The organism is Staphylococcus croceilyticus (assembly GCF_002902575.1).
Taxonomy (GTDB): Bacteria; Bacillota; Bacilli; order Staphylococcales; family Staphylococcaceae; genus Staphylococcus; species Staphylococcus croceilyticus.
In genome coordinates, this window is record NZ_PPRD01000014.1 from 101,506 (window position 1) to 123,794 (window position 22,289).

Annotated in this window: 18 protein-coding genes; 15 read left to right on the forward strand and 3 right to left on the reverse strand. The window is 34.7% G+C overall.

The features are described 5' to 3' along the window. The first annotated feature begins 96 nt into the window (after window positions 1-96). The 12 genes from CD128_RS03610 to CD128_RS03665 all read left to right on the forward strand — a co-directional run bounded on the left by CD128_RS03610 (window position 97) and on the right by CD128_RS03665 (window position 14,514). Window positions 97-696, forward strand: a complete 600-nt coding sequence (locus CD128_RS03610) for a TetR family transcriptional regulator (RefSeq protein ID WP_103328718.1) — start codon at window positions 97-99, stop codon at window positions 694-696. A gap of 179 nt (window positions 697-875) precedes the next feature. Further along, window positions 876-2,279 (forward strand): amino acid permease, encoded by a 1,404-nt coding sequence (locus CD128_RS03615; protein ID WP_103328719.1) that lies wholly within the window; start codon window positions 876-878, stop codon window positions 2,277-2,279. Between the two features lie 283 nt (window positions 2,280-2,562). Continuing rightward, window positions 2,563-3,621, forward strand: a complete 1,059-nt coding sequence (locus CD128_RS03620) for a PTS transporter subunit IIC (RefSeq protein WP_103328720.1) — start codon at window positions 2,563-2,565, stop codon at window positions 3,619-3,621. A 166-nt stretch (window positions 3,622-3,787) separates the two neighbouring features. Further along, entirely contained in the window at window positions 3,788-5,212 is a 1,425-nt protein-coding gene (locus CD128_RS03625; RefSeq protein WP_103328721.1) for a phosphate--AMP phosphotransferase, read from the forward strand. A 457-nt stretch (window positions 5,213-5,669) separates the two neighbouring features. Next, complete coding sequence (locus CD128_RS03630; protein WP_103328722.1) at window positions 5,670-6,395, forward strand: aggregation-promoting factor C-terminal-like domain-containing protein; 726 nt, start codon at window positions 5,670-5,672, stop codon at window positions 6,393-6,395. Between the two features lie 165 nt (window positions 6,396-6,560). Then, on the forward strand, window positions 6,561-7,055 hold the full coding sequence (locus tag CD128_RS03635) for a glycosyl-4,4'-diaponeurosporenoate acyltransferase CrtO family protein (protein ID WP_103328723.1): 495 nt from the start codon (window positions 6,561-6,563) through the stop codon (window positions 7,053-7,055). After that, entirely contained in the window at window positions 7,048-8,547 is a 1,500-nt protein-coding gene (locus CD128_RS03640; RefSeq protein ID WP_103328724.1) for a phytoene desaturase family protein, read from the forward strand. Before CD128_RS03635 ends, CD128_RS03640 begins: the two co-directional genes overlap by 8 nt. A gap of 20 nt (window positions 8,548-8,567) precedes the next feature. Further along, the gene (locus tag CD128_RS03645; RefSeq protein WP_103328725.1) at window positions 8,568-9,698 is read left to right on the forward strand and encodes a glycosyltransferase family A protein; all 1,131 of its coding nucleotides are present in this window, start codon (window positions 8,568-8,570) and stop codon (window positions 9,696-9,698) included. A 21-nt stretch (window positions 9,699-9,719) separates the two neighbouring features. Continuing rightward, window positions 9,720-10,583 (forward strand): phytoene/squalene synthase family protein, encoded by an 864-nt coding sequence (locus CD128_RS03650; RefSeq protein ID WP_103328726.1) that lies wholly within the window; start codon window positions 9,720-9,722, stop codon window positions 10,581-10,583. A gap of 11 nt (window positions 10,584-10,594) precedes the next feature. Beyond that, entirely contained in the window at window positions 10,595-12,100 is a 1,506-nt protein-coding gene (locus tag CD128_RS03655; RefSeq protein WP_103328727.1) for a phytoene desaturase family protein, read from the forward strand. 226 nt (window positions 12,101-12,326) lie between these two features. Beyond that, window positions 12,327-13,487 (forward strand): aminotransferase class I/II-fold pyridoxal phosphate-dependent enzyme, encoded by a 1,161-nt coding sequence (locus CD128_RS03660; protein ID WP_103328728.1) that lies wholly within the window; start codon window positions 12,327-12,329, stop codon window positions 13,485-13,487. 28 nt (window positions 13,488-13,515) lie between these two features. Further along, window positions 13,516-14,514 carry a D-lactate dehydrogenase gene (locus tag CD128_RS03665; protein WP_103328729.1) on the forward strand — a complete coding sequence of 333 codons (999 nt, stop codon included), beginning with the start codon at window positions 13,516-13,518 and terminating at the stop codon, window positions 14,512-14,514. Window positions 14,515-14,587: 73 nt separating this feature from the next. Here the strand turns inward: CD128_RS03665 and copZ are convergent, their stop codons facing one another. The 3 genes from copZ to CD128_RS03680 all read right to left on the reverse strand — a co-directional run bounded on the left by copZ (window position 14,588) and on the right by CD128_RS03680 (window position 17,633). Beyond that, window positions 14,588-14,794, reverse strand: a complete 207-nt coding sequence (copZ, locus tag CD128_RS03670; protein WP_103328730.1) for a copper chaperone CopZ — start codon at window positions 14,792-14,794, stop codon at window positions 14,588-14,590. A gap of 99 nt (window positions 14,795-14,893) precedes the next feature. Further along, complete coding sequence (locus CD128_RS03675; protein ID WP_103328731.1) at window positions 14,894-17,281, reverse strand: heavy metal translocating P-type ATPase; 2,388 nt, start codon at window positions 17,279-17,281, stop codon at window positions 14,894-14,896. A 145-nt stretch (window positions 17,282-17,426) separates the two neighbouring features. Next, a complete protein-coding gene (locus CD128_RS03680; protein WP_103328732.1) occupies window positions 17,427-17,633 on the reverse strand; it encodes a hypothetical protein in 207 nt (68 codons plus the stop codon). 279 nt (window positions 17,634-17,912) lie between these two features. Between CD128_RS03680 and CD128_RS03685 the strand changes: the two genes are divergently transcribed. The 3 genes from CD128_RS03685 to CD128_RS03695 all read left to right on the forward strand — a co-directional run bounded on the left by CD128_RS03685 (window position 17,913) and on the right by CD128_RS03695 (window position 22,259). Beyond that, on the forward strand, window positions 17,913-18,782 hold the full coding sequence (locus CD128_RS03685) for an SDR family oxidoreductase (protein WP_103328733.1): 870 nt from the start codon (window positions 17,913-17,915) through the stop codon (window positions 18,780-18,782). A gap of 138 nt (window positions 18,783-18,920) precedes the next feature. Next, window positions 18,921-19,505, forward strand: coding sequence for a sugar O-acetyltransferase (locus CD128_RS03690; protein ID WP_103328734.1), 585 nt, complete (start codon window positions 18,921-18,923; stop codon window positions 19,503-19,505). A 249-nt stretch (window positions 19,506-19,754) separates the two neighbouring features. Beyond that, window positions 19,755-22,259: a glycosyltransferase gene (locus tag CD128_RS03695; RefSeq protein ID WP_103328735.1), complete on the forward strand. Its 2,505-nt coding sequence runs from the start codon at window positions 19,755-19,757 to the stop codon at window positions 22,257-22,259. The last annotated feature ends 30 nt before the right edge of the window (window positions 22,260-22,289 follow it).

Here is a 22,289-nt window from a genome sequence, read left to right on the forward strand (position 1 = left end):
TTTTAGAAAAAAGGAGAACAAAATAATCTTCAGTGTTTAAAATAATACACAATGTATTAAAATGTATTATATTGATAACTATGGAAGGGTGAAAAAATGAGTTATAGCAGAAAAACACAACTAACACAACGATTACTTAAAGAAGCATTAATTAAATTGTTACAACATAAAAATTTTGAAGAAGTGACGATTAATGAAATTGCTGAGGAAGCATATGTAACTAGAAGTACATTTTATAGATACTACGAGGATAAATATGAATTATTATCTGATATCGAAGATGAAATTTTAAATTATATTAAAACACAACGAGAATTTGATGTAAGTCAATTTGATGAGATGAATATCTTTAAAACAAAAAGTATCGTCAATCTCTTTAAGTCTTTAGACCCTTATTCAGATGTATTGAAAGTGTTATTAACAAATCCAGGTATTATTAGTTTCCGTATGAAAATTAGAAAAGTGGTCTCACATCGACTTGACTTTCTAAATCAAATTGGCAGTGGCTCTAAGGTACGTATCGACCTAGGCAAAGAGTATCTTGTAGCTATCATTATTAATACGTTTGAATATTGGTCATTACATAAAGATGACGTTGATGAAAGAGAAATTGCACAACTTATTACCGAAGTACATCATAAAGGAATTGTCCATGCATTAGGTATAAATATAGATGATATAAGAAAATTAACATAAAGTTAAAATAATTTGATTTTTCAGATAAATTGAAGCATATTATTAAACTAAGAAGTATAAATATTCAAAAAGTTACTTGTTACTCAGCATTTTAAAAAAACAAAGGGGTATGTTGTTTAACTGTACATCTAGAACTTTTCAAACTGAATAGCTTACTCCATAGGATGGAGAAGAAGACTATGGAAGATAAACTACAAAGAGGATTGTCTAATAGGCATATTCAATTAATTGCAATTGGCGGAGCAATAGGGACGGGATTATTTTTAGGGGCAGGTCAATCGATTCATTTGGCTGGACCATCTATCTTATTAACCTACATTGTTGTAGGCTTGGTATTATTCTTATTCATGAGAGCAATGGGAGAGATGCTTCTTTCGAATTTAGGATTTAAATCATTTGCCGATATTGCGCACACTTATATCGGACCATTGGCAGGATTTATTGTAGGTTGGACGTACTGGTTTACATGGATCGTAGCAGGTATGGCAGAGGTAACAGCAGTTGCGAAGTATGTGAATTTCTGGTGGTCGACTATTCCAAGTTGGTTAACGGCTTTATTTACAGTATTAGTATTGATGGTTTTGAATTTAATGAGCGCTAAAATATTTGGGGAATTAGAGTTTTGGTTCGCATTAATTAAAGTAACAACGATTATTGCATTAATCGTAGTGGGTATTGTCATGATTGTCATGGGTACTCACACAGCAAGTGGTACAGCGAAATTATCTAATATTTGGAGCCACGGCGGTTTCTTCCCACATGGTATGACAGGGTTCTTACTCTCATTCCAAATGGCTATCTTTTCATTCATTGGAATTGAGCTCATTGGTATTACGGCTGGAGAAACGAAAAATCCTCATAAAACTATTCCCCAAGCGATCAATAATGTACCTTATAGAATTCTAATCTTTTATATCGGTTCATTAGCAGTCGTGATGTCAGTAGTACCGTGGGATAAATTGAATCCAGCTGACAGCCCATATGTAAAATTGTTTGGCTTAGTGGGTATTCCATTTGCGGCCGGTGTTATTAACTTTGTTGTATTAACTGCTGCAGCATCTGCGTGTAATAGTGGTATCTTTGCAGACAGTAGAACAATGTATGGTTTAGCTGCACGTAAACAGGCGCCTCCATTTTTACAAAAAACGAATAAACACGGCGTGCCATACTACTCAATCTTAATCACATGTGGCTTATTACTAATCGCCGTAGTATTAAACTACGTTATTCCAAATGCTACTGAAGTATTTGTATATATTACAACGGTATCTACCGTACTTAATATCATCATCTGGACAATTATTATGATTGCTTATCTTGGTTTCTTGAAAAATAAACCGGAATTACATGAACAAAGTAAATTTAGATTACCAGGTGATAAAGTAAGCGCATATCTAATTTTAACGTTTTTCGTCTTTATCTTTATCGTACTCGCATTAGATAAAGATATTAGAATTGGTGTATTAGTTGCACCAGCATGGTTAGCAGTATTATGTTTAATGTTCTTACGTTACAAAAAAGAAAAACGTAAAGAAGGCATTGATTTAGACGAAGTAAAAAAAGACCCAGCAATTAATGATTAAATGATAAAGAAATAGTTACACAATTATGTAAACGTATTTTTACTATTATAATAGTAGAAATACGTTTCTTTTTTATTATTTTCTTCTATTATTAAAGCTCATTTAAGGAAGGGGTAGGACTAAAAAATTAAATATTTGAACTTCGGTTTCTTCATTTTGTGCTTAAATTGTACTATTTAAAAATAAAATATTAAATAAATATTCTGAAAATTTAGATATTGTGATATAGTAAGATGCATCATCACTAATTTAAGTGTGTATCAACATCTTAGGAGGTATCAATATGACAACAGAGCTTAAAAATATAGGAGTCAAAGATTTTACATTTAGAGTACTTTCCGGTGTAGCAATCGGGATTGTTGTTGGTTTAGTACCTAATGCCATTTTGGGTGAAATCTTTAAAGCGCTCATGCATCATCATCCCGTGTTTGCGACTTTTCTACATGTCGTACAAGCAATGCAGTTTACTGTTCCAGCTTTAATCGGAGCACTTATCGCCTTGAAATTTGAAATGACACCACTTGCGATTGCTGTCGTGGCATGTGCATCATATGTGGGAAGTGGCGCCGCACAATTTAAAAATGGCGTTTGGGTTATTGCAGGTATCGGTGACTTAATTAATACGATGATTACTGCTGCCATTGCAGTGCTTTTAATCTTATTAGTAGAAAAACGCGTAGGCAGTATGGCGCTTATCGTTTATCCAACTGTAGTGGGTGGATTATCAGCGACAATTGGTGTGCTAATTCTACCTTATGTCCATATGATTACAACTGGTATTGGAAATATAGTTAATAGTTTCACTGAATTACAACCAGTCTTAATGTGTATGTTAATTTCTATGGTATTTAGCTTCATTATTATTTCGCCGTTATCAACGGTAGCAATTGCGATTGCGATTGGTATTACAGGTTTAGCTGCTGGATCAGCATCTATTGGAATTTCAGCTACTGAAGCAGTATTACTCATTGGTACTAGCCAAGTGAATCGTGTTGCCGTACCAATTTCTATCTTCTTCGGTGGGGTAAAAATGATGATGCCTAACATGGTTAAATATCCAATTATTATGTTACCTATTTTAATTACTGCAGCAGTTTCAGGTATCGCTGGAAGTTTAATTGGTATTGCCGGTACAAAAGAATCCGCAGGTTTTGGTTTCATCGGTATGATCGGACCAATCAGTGCGTTTAAGTTTTTACATGTGGATTCAGCTATAATGAGTATCCTATTAATTGTATTAGGATTCTTCGTTGTACCGTTATTAACTGCATTTATTCTAGATATTGTCTTACGTAAAGTTTTAAAATTATATACTAACGATATTTATAAATTTATGGGCTAAGGCTGTAAATTTTTGAAATAATACTATTGTGAGGAATTGATAAGGATGTCTTTATGACCAATTATTGGTTCCTCATTTTTCGAAAAATAAAATTATTATAAAATAGCTTGTGAGTAATAGTGTTACAATAAAATAAATAGTAATTAAACAAAAGGATGGATGGTATATGGCTAATAAAATTGAAACATTAGCACTAAGAACGGCAGAGTTAACAAGACAAACACACGAATTAGGCATTCCTGTCATGATACTATTTGAAGGGGTTCCGGCATCAGGTAAAACGCGTTTATCAAATGAATTATTATTAAACTTTGACGCAAAATATACACGCTTTATTGCCACGCAATCACCACAATCAGATGATTTAAGATATCAATTCTTACAAAAATATTGGAACACTTTACCTGCAAAAGGAGATATTAATGTTTATTTCCGTAGTTGGTATTCACATTATTTAGATTATCGTGAGAATGAAATTAAACATAATAGATATAAAAATTATGATGTTTTAAAAGAACAGATTTATTCTTTTGAAAAAATGCTGAAAAAAGATAACTATGAAATTATTAAATTCTTCATTGAAATTAATGAAGAAAAACGCCAAGAACACATTAAACAAACAAAAGAGAATCCTTTAATGCGTTGGAAGGTACAAGAATATGGCAATGTCTTACCTACTGAAACGTATTTAGATGATATGCATCAATTTATTAAAAGAGATAAACAATGGAAGATTATTGATTATACCGAACGACAAAATGCGATAGAAAAAATGTATCATCATATTATAGAACGTTTAGAACATGCGATTGATAAACATCAAAAACAAGAAAAGCACGTTGATGGTGAATTCACGCCAGACTTTAAAACAGATTTATTCGATATTAATGTAGATAAAGTATCAAAAGGTGAATATAAGCAATTAATTACTGAATTACAACAACGTATGCGAGAAATTCAATTTGCTTTATATGATAGAAAGATTCCGCTTATCTTAGTATTTGAAGGTATGGATGCAGCCGGGAAAGGTGGCAATATTAAACGTATCAGAGAAAAACTTGACCCAACAGGTTATGAAGTAAATGGAATTAGTGCGCCAACAGATGTAGAACTAAAGCATCATTATTTATGGCGTTTTGCGAAAGATATGCCAAGAAGCGGACACATTGAGTTATTTGACCGCAGTTGGTATGGTCGCGTACTTGTTGAACGAATTGAAGGCTTCGCCACTACAAAAGAATGGCAACGTGCGTACGATGAAATTAATTCTTTTGAGAAAATGTGGACAGATGAAGGGGCTATTCTTTTAAAATTCTTCCTTACATTAGATAAAGATGAACAATTAAAACGATTTAAAGATCGTGAACAAAATGTCGATAAACAATGGAAGATTACTGACGAAGATTGGCGTAATCGTGAAAAATGGGATTTATATGTCGAAGCGAGTCACGATATGATTGAAAAAACGAATACCTCTTATGCGCCATGGTTAGTTGTTCCAGCAGATCATAAAAAAACGTCACGCATAGAAATACTAAAATACATTATTCGAAAATGTGAAAAAGTACTATGGGGCGTAAAAGATTATTAAAAATAAGTAATTGATATTATAGTTTTTAACCAAGTAAATCATTTCAAGAGACTATTTTATAGAATAGTTTCTTGATTTTTTTGTTTTAAATAGAAAAATTTAATGAAAAACAAGATGTTAGAAATATTACAGGTGTGTAACAAAGTCGTAATTTGTAATATTACGAATTATGTAAAACGATTGTAAAATTCTTAAAAGAGTAATGTAAATCCTTATTTCATAATGAAATTTTAAACTCAAAACCTAAAAATGTATTGTTACAACACACTTCAGTAATATTTCAATATTACAAAATATAATCTCTATTGTAATTTTTTGTAAGATAAGCGTAATATTATTCGTATTTTTTTGTGTTATAGTAGCTAATGTCAAAAGTTAAACAAAAAACACAAACGCATTAACACAAAGAAATTAACAAATCGAAAATATAAACTAAATTCTTGGAGGAATTATTTTTATGAAAAAGACAGTTATCGCTTCGTCATTAGCAGTAGCATTAGGAGTAACAGGTTATGCATTAACTACAGATCACAGTGCACACGCATCTGAACAAACTTCAAACTACGCACAATTAGCTAACTTAGCTCAAAATAACCCATCTCAATTAAACGCTCACCCAGTACAAGCTGGCGCTTATAACATTTCATTCGTTAAAGATGGTTTCAAATACAACTTCACTTCAAACGGTTCAACTTGGTCTTGGAACTACACTTACACTGGTGGTGCTGACACAGCTGCAGCTACAACTACTCAAGCTGCTCCAGCTCAACAATCTCAAGCAACTGATTACTCAGCATCTTACAACCAAGGTTCAAACCAATCAGTAAGCTCTAACCAACAAGCTAGCCATGCTCAAGTTAAAACTGTATCTGCTCCATCATACAGCAACAACACAGCTTCATACTCTGCACCACAATCAGCTTCAACTGGTGGTTCAGTTAAATCTCAATTCTTAGCTAACGGTGGTACTGAAGCTGCTTGGAACGCTATCGTAATGCCAGAATCAGGCGGTAACCCTAACGCTGTTAACCCATACGGTTACAGAGGTTTAGGTCAAACTATGGAATCATGGGGTACTGGTTCAGTAGCTCAACAAACTAAAGGTATGATTAACTACGCTAACAGCCGTTACGGTTCAATGGATAACGCAATTGCTTTCCGTGCTTCTCACGGTTGGTGGTAAGATTTACTAAGATAACTGGATAGCACATCGAGTTATCGAGAAGAGAGGTCGACACATGTCGGCCTCTTTTTTTATGCCCAAATATAGAATAGTTTAGCTTTTTTTAATATAGGGAATAAATTAAAACTATGTATAAAGTGAAATAATGAGAAAGTGTTGGGCAAAATGACATTTAAAAAGATATTAAAACTTGGAATTTTTCATAGTATGTATTGGTTTATGACTCAAATGATGTTAGCTACTTTAGGTACTAGGCTTCCTCATGCTTTCTTTATAAAGTATAGCCAACTTTTTAAGTCATTTTCTTGGGAAAAGGAAGGCAAGATATGGAATGACTTATTTAAGACCAATAAATGGAAACATTACATACCTGAAGGTAGTCAGTTGAACCAAAAAATATATAATAAAAAACAATTAACATCATTTAATTTGAATGATTTACACACAATGATAATAGAAATGAGACGAGCAGAGTTTGTACATTGGCTATCAATGCTACCTGTGCTAGCGTTTCTAAAAGCACCGACATATCTTAAAATCATTAATATTTTTTATGTTATATTAGCGAATCTTCCTATTATAATAACCCAACGTTATAATCGTCCAAGATTAGAAAAAGTGTACCAATTAAAATTGAAAAGAGGTGCCCATCGTGACTAAGAAAAAAATAATAGTTATTGGTGGCGGATTAGGTGGTATTTCAGCAGCAATTCGTTTAGCGCAAAGTGGCTTCGAAGTGAATCTTTACGAGAAGAATAATCATATTGGTGGAAAGGTAAATCGTCTAGAAGAAGAAGGCTTTGGTTTTGATTTAGGACCTTCTATCCTTACCATGCCTTATATCTTTGAAAATTTATTTAGATATAGTCATAAAAAAATGTCAGACTATGTCACTATTGAGTGTTTACCTTTACAGTGGCGAAGTTTCTTTACTAATGGCGAAGTGATTGATTTATATGAAGATTTAACAATAATGTCTCAAATGAATCAAAGTTTAAATGAAGAAGACGTCCAACAGTTACATCAATTTTTACAATATGCCGAAAGAATACATCGCTTTACTGAAGAAGGATATTTTGCATTAGGCTTAGATACGGTAAGCGAAATTATTAAATATCAAGGGCCTTTCAATTCTTTAAAAGGTGTAGATTACTTTTCAACGATGCAAGAAGCCATTAATCGATATGTTGATAAACAGGAATTGAGAGATATGCTGGGTTACTTTATTAAATATGTAGGATCGTCTTCTTATGACGCACCAGCAGTATTAACATTACTCATTCATATGCAATATGAACAAGGTTTATGGTACGTTAAAGGTGGCATTCATCATTTAGCACAAGCCTTAGAACAACTTGCTAGGGAAGAAGGCGTAATGATTCACACCGGAATAGATGTCCAAAGCATTAATACATATTTTAATCATGTAACAGGCGTGAGATTAGATGACGGCGACTATGTTGATGCAGATTACATTGTTTCTAATAGAGAAGTGATTCCAACTTATCGAGACTTGTTGCACTTTTCAAAGAAAAAGCTAGCGAAATTAGAGAAGACATTTGAACCTGCAAGTTCAGGATATGTCATGCATCTAGGCGTGGATAAACAGTACCCGCAATTAGCACATCATAATTTCTTATTCTCAAGCGATTCTAAACGCAATTATCATGAAGTCTTTCATGAAAAGGTCTTACCTCAAGATCCTACAATTTATCTCGTGAATAGTAACAAAACAGATAAAACGCAAGCACCTGCAGGTTGTGAGAATTTAAAAGTATTACCGCATATTCCATATATTCAAGATACACCGTTTACCGAAGTACAATATAATAAATTTCGTGAACGCGTATTAGATAAATTAGAACGAATGGGCTTAACGGATTTAAGACAACATATAATATATGAAGATATATGGACACCGCATGATATTGAGCGTTATTACGCTTCAAATAAGGGCGCTATTTATGGTGTGGTAGCTGATCGTAAGAAAAATAAGGGCTTTAAGTTCCCTAAACAAAGTCAGTATTTTGAGAATCTCTACTTTGTAGGTGGTTCTGTTAATCCTGGTGGCGGTATGCCAATGGTGACGCTAAGTGGGCAACAAGTTGCTGATAAAATTAATGATAGAGAACACGCTGACTTGCAAGAATAGATGAAAGGAGAGAATCGCTAGTGAAAGTATTAGAATCGCTATTGCACGGCTTGATAGGGACGTCTATATTAAGTGGGTATTTGATGTACAATCGACGTCAATTGCTACATTTTCAAAAAGAAAATACTGCTAGCATCTCTCAATCTATCAGTATCGTTATTCCTGCAAGAGATGAAGCTAAACGGTTACCACATTTACTTAAAAGTTTGAAGCGACAAACGATACAAGGAGAAATCATTGTAATGGATGACGGCTCGCAAGATGACACGGTTCGAGTCGCGAAAGAATGGGGTGCGAACGTCTACGCTGTAACTGAGGATGAGAAGAACAAACGGTGGTATGGCAAATCTTTCGCTTGTTATCAAGGAATGAACTACGCAACTTCAGATATCGTCATATTTATCGATGCAGATGTCGTATTATTAGATGACCAAGCTTTAGAGGCCATCATACAAAGTTATGAGAAACAACGATATCGTGGATTATTAAGCATTCAACCGTATCATTACGTTAAAAAGCCATATGAACAGTTATCGGCTTTATTCAATTTAATGACGGTAGTGGGAATGAATCAATTCTCAAGTGTGGCAAAGAAGGAACCACAATCGTTAGCATTCGGTCCTGTAACGGTGATGAATCAAGCCGATTATACTTTAACACAAGGCCATTACAATGCACGTAATCATATTATTGAAGGATTCGCATTAGGTGAAGCTTTCAAACAACAACAGTTGCCAGTGACTTGTTATGAAGGCCAAAACTATGTGGGATTTAGAATGTATGAAGAAGGACTAAGAAGCTTAATTGAAGGCTGGACCAAACATTTAGCAGTAGGCGCCTCTCAGACACAGGGGCGTATTATGACTCTAATCATCATATGGATGATAGGAAATATGCTAATGCCATTTGTCTTAATGCTTAGCTTTTTATCAAAATCTATTTCTTTTAAGCGTATTAGTTTATCCTGTGGCTTAGCTACGCTACAATTTATTCAATTACATAAACGTATTGGCTCGTTTTCAACATGGTCTTTAATGTTAAGTCCAATACTATTTTTAGCATTTATTTTCATTTTTATGAATTCTTATCGTCATATTCATTTTAAAAAAACGGTACAATGGAAAGGACGTACTTTTAATATTAATCATTAACGCATAAACAGGGGGCTCTCCATGAGAACTATAGAGGAAAGTTATCAATATTGTCATCAAATTATGAAGGATTATTCAAAGAGTTTTTCATATGCTTTTGATATGTTACCAGAACAACAACGCCAAGCGGTGTGGGCAATTTATGCCGTGTGTCGAATTGTTGATGATAGTATCGATATACATCAAGATGTTGAGTATTTACATAAAATCCGCCGTGATGTTCAGTTAATTGAAGCTCACGCTAGTATACCTAAGGCATTTGAAAGTGATGAACAAATCATGTTGGCTTTTGCTGATACGAGTAAACATTTTCAAATGAATTATCAGGCCCTCTATGACTTGATTGACACTGTAGAAGCGGATCAACACTTTGAAATGTTTGAAACCGATCAAGGTCTACTAGACTATTGTTACGGGGTAGCAGGTACGGTGGGCGTATTGCTTATTCCAATCTTATCTACGCCACCAACAAAAGAGGCTTATGATAATGGTAAACAATTAGGTGAAGCATTACAGCTTACAAATATTTTACGTGATGTAGGGGAAGACTATCGTAATGGTCGTATTTACTTTAGTATTGAACGCCTAAATGAATTTGATGTTTCTATTGAAAAAGAAATTGATCGTGATAAACCATCAGAGAATTATCAACGTATTTGGGAATTTTACGCCAAGTTAGCTGATGATAACTATGATGCTGTACTTAACAATTTAGATGTGTACAATAAAGAATCACGTATGATTATTGAATTAGCTGCTGAAGTGTATCGAGGCATTTTAAATGAAGTGAGAAAAGCAGATTATACGCTTGATAAACGCGTCTATGTGTCAACTTGGAAGAAGAATAAGATTTACCGTAGTTTAAAGAAAAAATATAAAGCTTAGGTGGTAATGGTATGAAAATAGCCGTAGTAGGCGCAGGGGTGACAGGTTTAGCAGCAGCGGCAAGGTTGGCTGCGCATGGTCATCAAGTTACCCTATTTGAGAAAAACGAACAAGTTGGCGGACGCATGAGTCAGTTCAAAAAAGATGGCTTCACCTTCGATATGGGGCCCACCATCGTTATGGTGCCTGATGTATATAAAGCAGTATTTGAAGAAAGTGGTAAGAACTACGAAGATTATATAGACATGCGACAGTTAACGCACATCTTTGATATATACTTCTCAGATAAAGATAAAGTGAGTGTCTCTACTGATTTGCCACAACTGAGTCAGGCGTTAGAAGCGATTGAGCCGGGTTCTACGCAAGACTTTATGTCGTTCCTAACGGATGTGTATAAACGTTATGAAGTTGCGCGTAAGTATTTCTTAGAGCGTACTTTCCGCAAACCGAGTGAGTTCTACAATCCGCTGTCATTATATCGTGGCTTGAAATTACGTACGATTAGTAAGGCAGATCAGCTCATTGATAATTACGTGTCTAATGAGAAAATACGTAAACTTTTAGCTTTTCAAACGCTATACATAGGTATCGATCCGAAACAAGGCCCTTCTATTTATTCGATTATTCCAATGATAGAAATGGTGCATGGTGTGTATTACATTAAGGGCGGTATGTACAGCTTAGCACAAGGTTTATTGAAGTTAGGCCAAGATCTCGGCGTAGAAGTGCGCTTGAATTCAGATGTTCAAGAAATTATCATCGACCCTAAATTTAAACGCGCAGACGGTTTACGCGTGAATGACGAAATTCATCGTTTCGACAAAGTACTTTGTACAGCTGATTTCCCATATGCAGCGCAACATCTGATGCCATCGCATTCACCTCTTAAGAAATATTCTTCTGAAAAGGTTGAAAACATGGACTACTCATGTTCTGCATTTCTAGTGTATGCTGGCATAAATCGCGATTTACGAGATAAAGTACATGTACACAATGTTGTCTTTGCCGAAGACTTTAGAGGTAATATTGATGATATATTTAGCGGTAAAATGCCTGATGACCCGTCATTATATCTGTATTTCCCAGCTGTAGAAGATGATTCATTAGCACCAGAAGGACAAACAGGAATGTATGTCTTGATGCCTGTTCCTGAATTAAAAACAGGAAATATTAATTGGCACGACCCAGCGACAATTGAACGTGCGAAAGAAGTCGTTTACAACAAGATTCAAACGATTGAAGCATTGAAAGATATACGTGAGGACGTGGTGTCAGAAACCATCTTCACGCCGTTAGATTTCGAAAGTCGTTACAATGCTAAATTTGGTACAGCATTTGGGTTAATGCCGACATTGGCACAAAGTAATTATTATCGTCCACCTAATGTGTCTAGAGATTATAAAGATTTATACTTTGCTGGAGCGAGTACACATCCAGGCGCCGGCGTGCCGATTGTCCTTACAAGCGCAAAGATTACAGCTGAAGCGATGTTAGACGATATTGCACGTGGCAAGTAATTTTTAAATACAAACAATATTTCAGAAAATTATCAATATTGACAATACTTATCGAACTGATAGAATAAAATTAATTCGATAGAACTTATTTAGAGAAGGAGTGGGAACGAAAGCGGTCCCTCTGAAGATAAGTGTCATATATGATTTTTTTCGGCTATATGTCACTTTTAATTAAAAATGGCATATAGCTTTTTTATTTTTTTAATTTAAAGGAGGATGGACACAAATGGTAATATCAAAACGATTAGCAGCGATACCGGAAAGTTACTTCGGTAAAACAATGGGGCGTAAAGTTGAACATGGACCTCTTCCACTTATTAATATGGCAGTGGGTATTCCAGACGGAGAAACACCTAAAGGTATTGTTGACCACTTCGCAGAGGCTATACGTATACCGGAGAACCAGAAATACGGCGCCTTCCACGGTAAAGAATCTTTCAAAGAAGCCATCGTCAATTTTTATCAACGTCAATATGATGTCACGTTAGATAAAGATGAAGAAGTCTGCATTCTGTATGGTACAAAGAATGGGTTAGTCGCATTACCAACTTGTATCGTCAATCCTGGAGAAAATGTCTTATTACCTAACCCGGGTTATACAGATTATTTAGCAGGGGTCATGCTTGCAGATGCCAATCCAGTACCACTCAATTTAGATCCTCCAGATTACTTACCAGATTGGGACAAAGTAGACCCAGCAACATTAGACAATACTGCCCTCATTTATTTAACGTATCCAAACAACCCAACAGGCTCTACGGCGACGAAAGAAGTATTTGATGAAGCCATTCAGAAATTTACAGGCACACGCACTAAGATTGTTCACGACTTTGCCTACAGTGCTTTTGGATTTGACGCTAAGAACCCGAGTATTCTTGCTTCTGAACATGGCAAAGACGTTGCAATCGAAATCTTTTCATTATCGAAAGGATATAATATGTCAGGCTTCCGTGTAGGATTTGCAGTGGGTAATAAAGATATGATTCAAGCCCTTAAAAAATATCAAACGCATACTAATGCGGGGATGTTTGGTGCCTTACAAGATGCCGCAACCTATGCATTAAATCATTATGATGACTTTTTAGACCAACAGAATGAAACATTTAAACGTCGTCGCGATGCCTTCGAACAACGTTTAAGTGAAGCGAAGTTACCATTTGTGCATTCTAAAGGTGGTATCTATTCATGGCTTCAAACACCGCCTGGCTATGACAGTGAAACGTTCGAACACTATTTATTACAAGAACAATCAATTTTAGTAGCACCAGGTATTCCTTTTGGGGAGAATGGACGCCACTACGTCCGTATATCCTTAGCACTTAATGATGAACAATTAGCCGAAGCGGCAGAACGACTAGCCTCTTTATCACATTTATATCAAGACTAACAACTAAGAAGAAAAGAGATGAGACAGCATGACTAAAATTAAAATAATGAGTGTTCGAGACGAAGATATTCCATTTATCGAAGAATGGGCAACAGAAAATAAAGTCGAAGTAGAATTAAATAAAGCATTTTTAACGGAAGAGAACGTGGATAGCGTTCAAGGCTTTGATGGATTGTCTTTATCACAACAGCATCCTTTATCAGAAGAAGTATTTGCGAAGTTACAACAATACGGTATCAAACAAATTGCACAACGTAGCGCAGGGTTTGATATGTATGATTTAAATTTAGCTTCAAAATACAATATTATTGTGTCTAATGTTCCGTCGTATTCACCAAGTTCAATTGCTGAATTTGCGGTAACACAAGCGATTAATATTGTTAGAAATCAAAATGATATTCAACGTAAAGTACGTGCGCATGATTTTAGATGGGAACCTTCTATCTTATCTCGTTCAATTAGTGAATTAACTGTGGCGGTTATTGGTACGGGTCGCATTGGCTCGATTACTGCAAAGATATTCGCAAAAGGCTATAACAGTCGTGTTGTAGCGTATGATCCTTTTCCAAATGAACAGGTTGCACAATACGTAGAATATAAAAACACGTTAGAAGACGCACTGAAAGAAGCTGATATCGTTACGGTGCATATACCTGCGACGAAATACAATCATCATTTATTCGATGCATCCCGCTTCGCACAGTTCAAAGAGGGTGCTGTCTTTGTTAATGCAGCAAGAGGTTCCATCGTAGACACTAAAGCATTGCTCAGCGCTATTGATGAAGGTCATATTAAAGGTGCGGCACTGGATACCTACGAATATGAAAGAGGTTTATTCCCTGGCGATTATCGCGACAAAGCTTACGGTGATGCGCTATTAGATGAGTTGATTGCGCGAGAAGACATTCTTCTAACACCGCACATTGCCTTTTATACTGATGCAGCGGTGAAAAATTTAATCGTAGACGCATTAGACGCTACCATAGATGTATTAAAAACAGGCACTACTAAATTAAGAGTAAACTAATAAAAAATTCCTAGAGAGTAGCACCATAGCCTTCTCTCTAGGAGTCCTATACATCACTCATTAGAATTATGAATTATTTTACATCATAACCTTGATCTTCGATGGCATCTTTCAATTCTTTCATTGAAACTTTATTGTCATCGTAATCTACTCTAACTTCATTTTTATCTAAATCTACTTCAGCGCTTCTCACGCCATTAATTTTAGCTAATGCTGATTCAATAGCATTTCTGCAATGGTCACAACTCATACCATCTACTTTAATTACATCATTAATCATTTTACGTCACCTCCAAAAGCTTATTACATATATACCCATATTTTACTCCTTTTCAAAAGATGAAACAAAATAAAATAGAATTATATTAATGAAATACATTTATAATTTCATGCGTTTCAAACGTAATGCATTACTTACCACACTCACAGAACTTAACGCCATCGCTGCACCAGCAATCCACGGTGCTAATAAGCCCATAGCTGCAATCGGAATACCTGCCACATTATAACCGAACGCCCAGAATAAGTTCTGCTTAATATTACGAATCGTCTTATCACTCGCACGAATCGCTTTAGGAACTAAATGGATATCGCCACCAAGTATAGTGATATCAGCCGCTTCAATTGCTACTTCTGTTCCTGTACCCATCGCTATACCAATATCTGCTTTCACTAATGCAGGTGCATCATTAATCCCATCGCCAACCATCGCCACCTTATGATGGTCAGCTTGTAACTTGGCAATATGATCCGCTTTATCTTCCGGTAAGACATTCGCGATCACTTGGTCAATGCCAACCTCATCCGCAATCGCTCGCGCCGTACGTTCATTATCTCCAGTCAGCATCACCGTACGAATATGCATATCATTTAACTGTTGAATCGCTTCTTTCGCAGAAGCCTTTACCGTATCCGCAACCGCAATCATGCCTTTCAACTCACCGTCGTAAGCTACTAACATAACCGTTTGACCCTTCGCTTCAAGCGATTCCATCTTAGACAGCACATCACTTATATCAATGCCATTATCCATCAATAATTTACGATTGCCCACGTATAACGTTTTATTCTCAACCACCGCTTGCACCCCATGACCAGGCAACGTGCGGTAATCAGAAACCTCAATAGTGCTCACACCTTGTTCACGCGCATAACTGACAATCGCAGTAGCCAACGGGTGCTCAGAATTACTTTCAACAGATGCAATCAATGACAATATTTCTTTTGCTCCTTGGAAATAGGTTACCTCAGGCTTCCCATGTGTTAACGTACCCGTTTTATCAAACACCACCGTATCGACCTGGTGAGTACGTTCTACATATTCGCCACCTTTAAATAAAATACCATGTTCCGCAGCGCGACCAGTCCCAACCATAATAGATGTAGGTGTAGCAAGACCAAGCGCACATGGACAAGCAATTACCAACACAGAGATGGCTGCGACTAAGGCAGGTTCAAATTGTCCAGGATGAACAAATACAATCCAAATTAAAAACGTAAGGACTGCAATACCAATAACAATCGGCACAAAATAGCCAGAAATAATATCCGCTAAACGTTGAATAGGGGCTTTAGAACTTTGCGCATCTTCAACCACTTTAATAATGTTAGATAATGCAGTGTCTTTACCGACTTTTGTTGCTTTAATCGTAATCACGCCATTGGTATTAATCGTTGAACCAATCACCGTATCGTCGACTTGTTTATCAATCGGCATTGATTCACCAGTTAACATCGATTCATCTACAGCCGTTTCGCCTTTAATAATTTGTCCGTCTACCGGTATTTTCTCACCAGGTTTAATCAATAATGTATCGTTCACGTTAACCTGGTCTAAAGGTACCATCTGTTGAGTGCCATCACCTTTGACAATACGCGCTTCTTTCGCTTGTAAATTTAATAATTCACTTAACGCATTTGTCGTTTGTGATTTTGCGCGTGCTTCTAAATATTTTCCGAAAAGAATAAGCGTAATTAATACGGCACTCGTTTCAAAATATAGGTGGGGTGTGGTAGTGGTCCCCATTAGCCACTTAATCATTTCATAAAGACTATAAAAGTAAGCAGCACTTGTACCCAAAGCGACTAACACATCCATATTGGCGCCACCATTACGTAAATTCTTATACGCCCCTACATAAAATTGCCAACCAATAATAAATTGGATAGGGGTCGCTAAAATAAATTGAAACCAAGGATTCATTAAAATAGCAGGCAAGTGCATATTGAATAAATGAACAAACATCGTCATTAATAAAGGTAAAGAAAGAATCACAGAAATCATAAGCTTGTTACGTTTATGCTTCAATTCTCGTTCTTTACGTGACGTTTGATCTTCCTCGGTTTGTTTCGGTACAGCATCATAACCCAAATTTTGAATGCGACCAATCAATGTATCAACATCTGTTTGACCGGGATAATAATCAATCGCCGCCTGTTCGGTTGTTAAGTTTACGGTAGCTTGTTTTACGCCGGCAGTTTTATTTAACACCTTTTCAATACGGTTAGAACATGCGGCACAGGTCATGCCAGTAATATCTAATTCTGCTTTATCAGTGGCTACATCATAGCCTAACTTTTGAACAATCTCGACAAAATCATCCACTTTATATTCACTTGAATCATATTTAATATTAGCTTGTTCAGTTGTTAGATTGACTTGCGCATCAACATGATCCATTTTATTAAGACGCTTCTCTATTCTGTTAGAGCATGCGGCACAGGTCATGCCAATAATCGCTAACGTTGTTTTACTGTCTTGGCTCATTGTTGCACCTCCTCGAATGTTCATGTTTAATATACCCCCTAAGGGTATTTCAGTCAATGACTCTGTTTGTTCATTTTAAAAAATAAAAACACGCATGTCAGAAGGGGAATCTAACATACGTGTTATAAATAAAGCTGTATTTATTTTAGAAAAAATCTGATGGATTAAAGTGATCAAAATGTAAGTCTTTTAAATTATTGAAATCATAACTTGAAATCGTTTGAACAAATTGACCATTTCTTACTTCGTCGTAATAGTGATTGGCTTCATTAATAATATCGTGATCTTGGAACGTTTTTACAATACCAAGGATGATGAGCAATGTAATAATTCCTTTGAATATGCCTTTCATGTGTTATCGCACTCCTTGTCTTTCTCTCTTTTAGGACAAATTACTGAGGATAATTGATTTTCTCTTTAATTTAATCTTATTATATAAGGTTATTGAATAAATTTCATGCGTCCTTAGTACGGATTTACTATCATTCAAAAGTTGTAAACAAATTGAAGAAGGTAATACAAACTTTTTTAAGTTTAAATCTAATTTTCCTAAATAAAAAATAGAGAAATAATTGTTTTAAAAATTCAAGAAATGGGAACGGTTAAGTAAATAACAAAGGAGTGAGCATGAATGAACTTATTAGAATTTCATAAAAAAATAAAAGGCTATACTCAATCAGAACAACCTGGTAGCGAGAAGGATATGGATCCAAGACCAGTTTCAGAATTAGATGAATATAAAGCAGCAGGTAAATTAAAAGGGAAAGTAGCGCTTATTACTGGCGGTGACTCAGGTATTGGTCGCTCTGTCGCAATCTTATTTGCGAAAGAAGGCGCAAACGTTGCTATCGGTTACTATAATGAACATGAAGATGCTGAAGAAACAGTGAAGCGTCTTAAAGAAATCGGCGTAGAAGCAAAAGCTTATGCACATGATTTAAAAGATGCGCAACAATCTAAAGATTTAGTGGAAAATGTAGTGAAAGACTTTGGTGGATTAAATATCTTAGTCAATAATGGTGCAGTTCAATTTCCACAAGATGATTTCTTAGATATTACGCCAGAACAGTTCAAAGAAACATTTGATACAAATATCTTTGGTATGTTCTTCTTATCACAAGCTGCAGTGCCACACTTACATGAAAATGATACTATCATTAACACAACAAGTGTAACGGCTTATCGTGGCTCAGGTCATTTAATTGATTATTCTTCAACTAAAGGTGCGATTGTATCATTCACACGTTCATTAGCGACAACGTTAATGGATAAAAATATTCGTGTAAACGGCGTTGCACCGGGTCCAATTTATACGCCACTTATTCCATCAACATTTGATGAAGACAAAGTGGAAAACCAAGGTGGCGATACGCCAATGGGTAGACGTGGCCAACCTGCAGAATTAGCACCTGCATATGTCTTCTTAGCTACAAATGCTGATAGCTCTTATATTACTGGTCAAATTATCCATGTAAACGGCGGAGACTACATTACGTCATAATTATGGTAGTTTGAGTGCCTAGAAGTAATTTTACTTCTAGGCTTTTTTTAATGTCGTAATGAGTAAATAAAGTACTTTTCGTGCTAAATAAGTAAAGATTGTTTAAACTTTAACTAAATAAAAAAGTAGGTGAGATATATGACTGAAAAAGAAAAAATGCTAGCAAATCAATGGTATGATGCTAACTTTGATGAAGAATTAGACGCGGATCGTGTTCGCGCAAAAGATTTATGCTTCGAACTTAATCAAACACGTCCAAGTAATAAAGAAAAAAGAAAAGAAATACTAACAGAATTATTTGGATATGAAGCGGAGAATTTAGCACTAAATAGTCCGTTTGATACAGATTACGGTTGGAACGTGAAGCTAGGACGTAATGTCTTCGTAAATAGTAATTGTTATTTTATGGACGGTGGAGGTATCACTATTGGTAACGATGTCTTTATTGGTCCTTCATGTGGCTTTTATACCGCTCACCATCCACTTACATATAAAGAACGTAATAAAGGTCTTGAACTAGCACAGCCCATTACAATTGGTAATAACATTTGGTTTGGTGGAAATGTAGTAGTTACGCCTGGCGTCACTATTGGAGATGGTTCAGTTATTGCAGCGGGAAGTGTAGTAACGAAAGATGTGCCTGAGAATAGCTTAGTCGCTGGCGTCCCAGCTAAAGTGGTACGAACAATCACTGAAGAAGATGCTTCAACGATTAATGAGTAAAATTGATCCTTTCAGTTTTGTCTGAGGTTAATTAGACGATGATTGAAAGGTTTTTTATTTTCGAAAATAAGAGCGAGGACTTATAACAAGAATTAAATATATAATAAATAGTATAAATAAATGATATAATTAAAAAGATTAGGAACGATAGTGATATTGTCCTCCGAAACAAATTTCTAATAAATAATAAAGTGAATCATTACTTTAAAAACATCGAAAGAACTAAACAACTGAGAAAGGAAATGAAGTATGACACTTAAAAACTTTATAGTAAATCAAAGCCAACGAAAATTAAAATTTATTTCTGAACCTGTTAAAAGACAAAGAAAATCAGCTTATACGCGTAAAATAATGAAGTATGCTAAGTACTATGAAGATATTAAAGTGGATAATCATTCTATTTTATATCAAGTAAGAGACGGGAAAAGTATTACTGACAGTCCGTATGCAGTATTTAAATACTTAATTAATAACAAAAAATATAATAAATATACACACAAATGGGTAGTAGATTCTGAAGAAACATTGAACTATTATAAACAGAAATTGAACAAATACCGTAATGTTGAATTTGTCATTAAAGAATCTAATGACTATTTAAAAGCGTTAGTAGAATGTAAGTATTTATTTAATAATTCTACTTTTCCAGCTTATTTTATTAAAAAACCAAATCAAGTCTATATCAATACGTGGCATGGCACACCCTTAAAATATATGGGATTAGATATTGAAAATGGCTTACGAGGATCTCAAAATATTATTAAAAACTTCTTAGCAAGTGATTATTTAATTAGTCCTAATCAACATACGACTGAGATATTTAAAAGAGCATTTAAACTTGAAAATATTTATGGCGGGGAAATCTTAGAAATTGGTTATCCTCGAATTGATTTAACTTTAAAAACAAACCCTCAAACTATTATAGAAGAATTGAGAGCACACATAACTATAAGTGATGAAAAAATATTATTGTATTGTCCAACATGGAGAGGGGAAGATGTTGATAATCCTGAAGAAAGTTTAAAAAATATTGTTGAAGAAATAGAAAAGCTAAAAAATAATCTCGATTATCAAGTGCTCGTAAAAGTGCATCCATTTATATTTAAAGAAGCGAATAAAAACTCTCTGTTAAAACCATATCTCATTCCTGATTATTTCGATACAAATGAAATATTATCAGTGGTAGATTTAATGGTTACTGACTACTCAAGTATCTTTTTCGATTATCTAGTAACAGATCGTCCAATTATATTCTATACGCCAGATTATGAGGATTATAAAACATCGAGAGGAATGTATATTAATAGTGATGAACTACCTGGTCCTGTCATTCATACGATTGAAGATGTCGTTAAGAATATTAAAAATGAAACCTATAATTCAATATCGGTAAAAAATAAATATGCGCATTTTAAAAATACATATACGCATTTAGATAATGGAAAAGTTACTAAATATCTTGTTAAATTCCTTTTCAAAAATAAGAGAGTAAGTTCTAAGTCTAAAAAGTGTAATAAAAAGCGAATTTTAATCTATCCTGGTGGAATGAAAAATAACGGGATAACTTCTTCAGTAATCAACTTATTAGAAAATATAGATTACGATAAATATGATGTAACTATCTTTACAAATAGAAGTAATAACCAAGAGATTTTAAATAATATTAATAACGTCAATAAGAACGTGAGAATTATTTTAAGAGTAGGGCCATTAGCTGCATCATTAAAAGAAACGTATAAAGTGGATTTCGTTAAACAAAGAGGATTAAAAGGATCACTTGAGCGGTTTATTTATCCAAAGAATGTGTATGAACGAGAAATAAGAAAGGTGTTCGGTAACAGTCAATTTGATTATGCAATTGATTTCAGTGGCTATTCGATGTTCTGGGCAAATCTTATTCTAGCCACGAATACAAAACGTAAATTAGTTTATTTGCACAGTGATATTAAAGCAGATATGGAAAAAGTAATAAAAGGTGCTAGACCACATTATCAAAATATAAAAGGTATCATTTCGCTATATCCAAAGTTTAATAAACTAGTTTGTGTTTCTGAAGCCTCTAAAAAACAAAATAATGAAAAAATAAATATAAGAGCTTTAAATAAAAAATTTGCAGTCTCAAGAAATACAATTAATTTAACTAAAATTAAACAACAAATTGTAGATGATTCAGATCAATTTGAAAAAAATCATGAGCCTGTTTTAGTTAATATTGTCAATGGTAAAGTTAATTCAGTAGAGTTCAAAGATGAAGATTTTAAAATCGCATCAGTAGGTAGATTATCACCTGAAAAAGGCTTTGATTTATTAATTGAAGCGGTAGGTAAAGTAGTCAAACGATATCCAAATACAAAACTGTATATTATGGGTGAAGGTGTAGAAAGAAATAAATTAACTAAACTAATTAAAAAATTAAAACTAGAAAATCATGTCTACTTATTAGGACAAAGAAAAAATCCATTTTATATTATGAAACACTCAGATGTCTTTGCATTAACTTCTCACTACGAAGGACAATCTATGGTGTTGCTTGAAGCGTTAACACTAAAAATGAATATTTTAGCATCAGACATTGTAGCTAATAGATATGTGTTAAATGATGGGAATTACGGCGCTTTGGTTGACCATGATACAGATGACATAGCTAAACAAATAGAAGCGTTTATTGAAAAACAAAATAAAAAATACGATAAATTTGATGCTGAAGCATATAATCAATTAGCTATTGAAGAGTTTTATGCACTTTTAAAATAATAAGATTTAACCACGGTCAACGTAGATATA

Coding starts and splice junctions, on each gene's coding strand:
- CD128_RS03685 (WP_103328733.1), top strand. CDS start 17,913: ATGAACTTATTAGAATTTCATAAAAAAATAAAAGGCTATACTCAATCA.
- CD128_RS03615 (WP_103328719.1), top strand. CDS start 876: ATGGAAGATAAACTACAAAGAGGATTGTCTAATAGGCATATTCAATTA.
- CD128_RS03695 (WP_103328735.1), top strand. CDS start 19,755: ATGACACTTAAAAACTTTATAGTAAATCAAAGCCAACGAAAATTAAAA.
- CD128_RS03620 (WP_103328720.1), top strand. CDS start 2,563: ATGACAACAGAGCTTAAAAATATAGGAGTCAAAGATTTTACATTTAGA.
- CD128_RS03655 (WP_103328727.1), top strand. CDS start 10,595: ATGAAAATAGCCGTAGTAGGCGCAGGGGTGACAGGTTTAGCAGCAGCG.
- CD128_RS03610 (WP_103328718.1), top strand. CDS start 97: ATGAGTTATAGCAGAAAAACACAACTAACACAACGATTACTTAAAGAA.
- CD128_RS03665 (WP_103328729.1), top strand. CDS start 13,516: ATGACTAAAATTAAAATAATGAGTGTTCGAGACGAAGATATTCCATTT.
- CD128_RS03635 (WP_103328723.1), top strand. CDS start 6,561: ATGACATTTAAAAAGATATTAAAACTTGGAATTTTTCATAGTATGTAT.
- CD128_RS03630 (WP_103328722.1), top strand. CDS start 5,670: ATGAAAAAGACAGTTATCGCTTCGTCATTAGCAGTAGCATTAGGAGTA.
- CD128_RS03660 (WP_103328728.1), top strand. CDS start 12,327: ATGGTAATATCAAAACGATTAGCAGCGATACCGGAAAGTTACTTCGGT.
- CD128_RS03650 (WP_103328726.1), top strand. CDS start 9,720: ATGAGAACTATAGAGGAAAGTTATCAATATTGTCATCAAATTATGAAG.
- CD128_RS03675 (WP_103328731.1), bottom strand. CDS start 17,281: ATGAGCCAAGACAGTAAAACAACGTTAGCGATTATTGGCATGACCTGT.
- CD128_RS03625 (WP_103328721.1), top strand. CDS start 3,788: ATGGCTAATAAAATTGAAACATTAGCACTAAGAACGGCAGAGTTAACA.
- CD128_RS03680 (WP_103328732.1), bottom strand. CDS start 17,633: ATGAAAGGCATATTCAAAGGAATTATTACATTGCTCATCATCCTTGGT.
- copZ (WP_103328730.1), bottom strand. CDS start 14,794: ATGATTAATGATGTAATTAAAGTAGATGGTATGAGTTGTGACCATTGC.
- CD128_RS03690 (WP_103328734.1), top strand. CDS start 18,921: ATGACTGAAAAAGAAAAAATGCTAGCAAATCAATGGTATGATGCTAAC.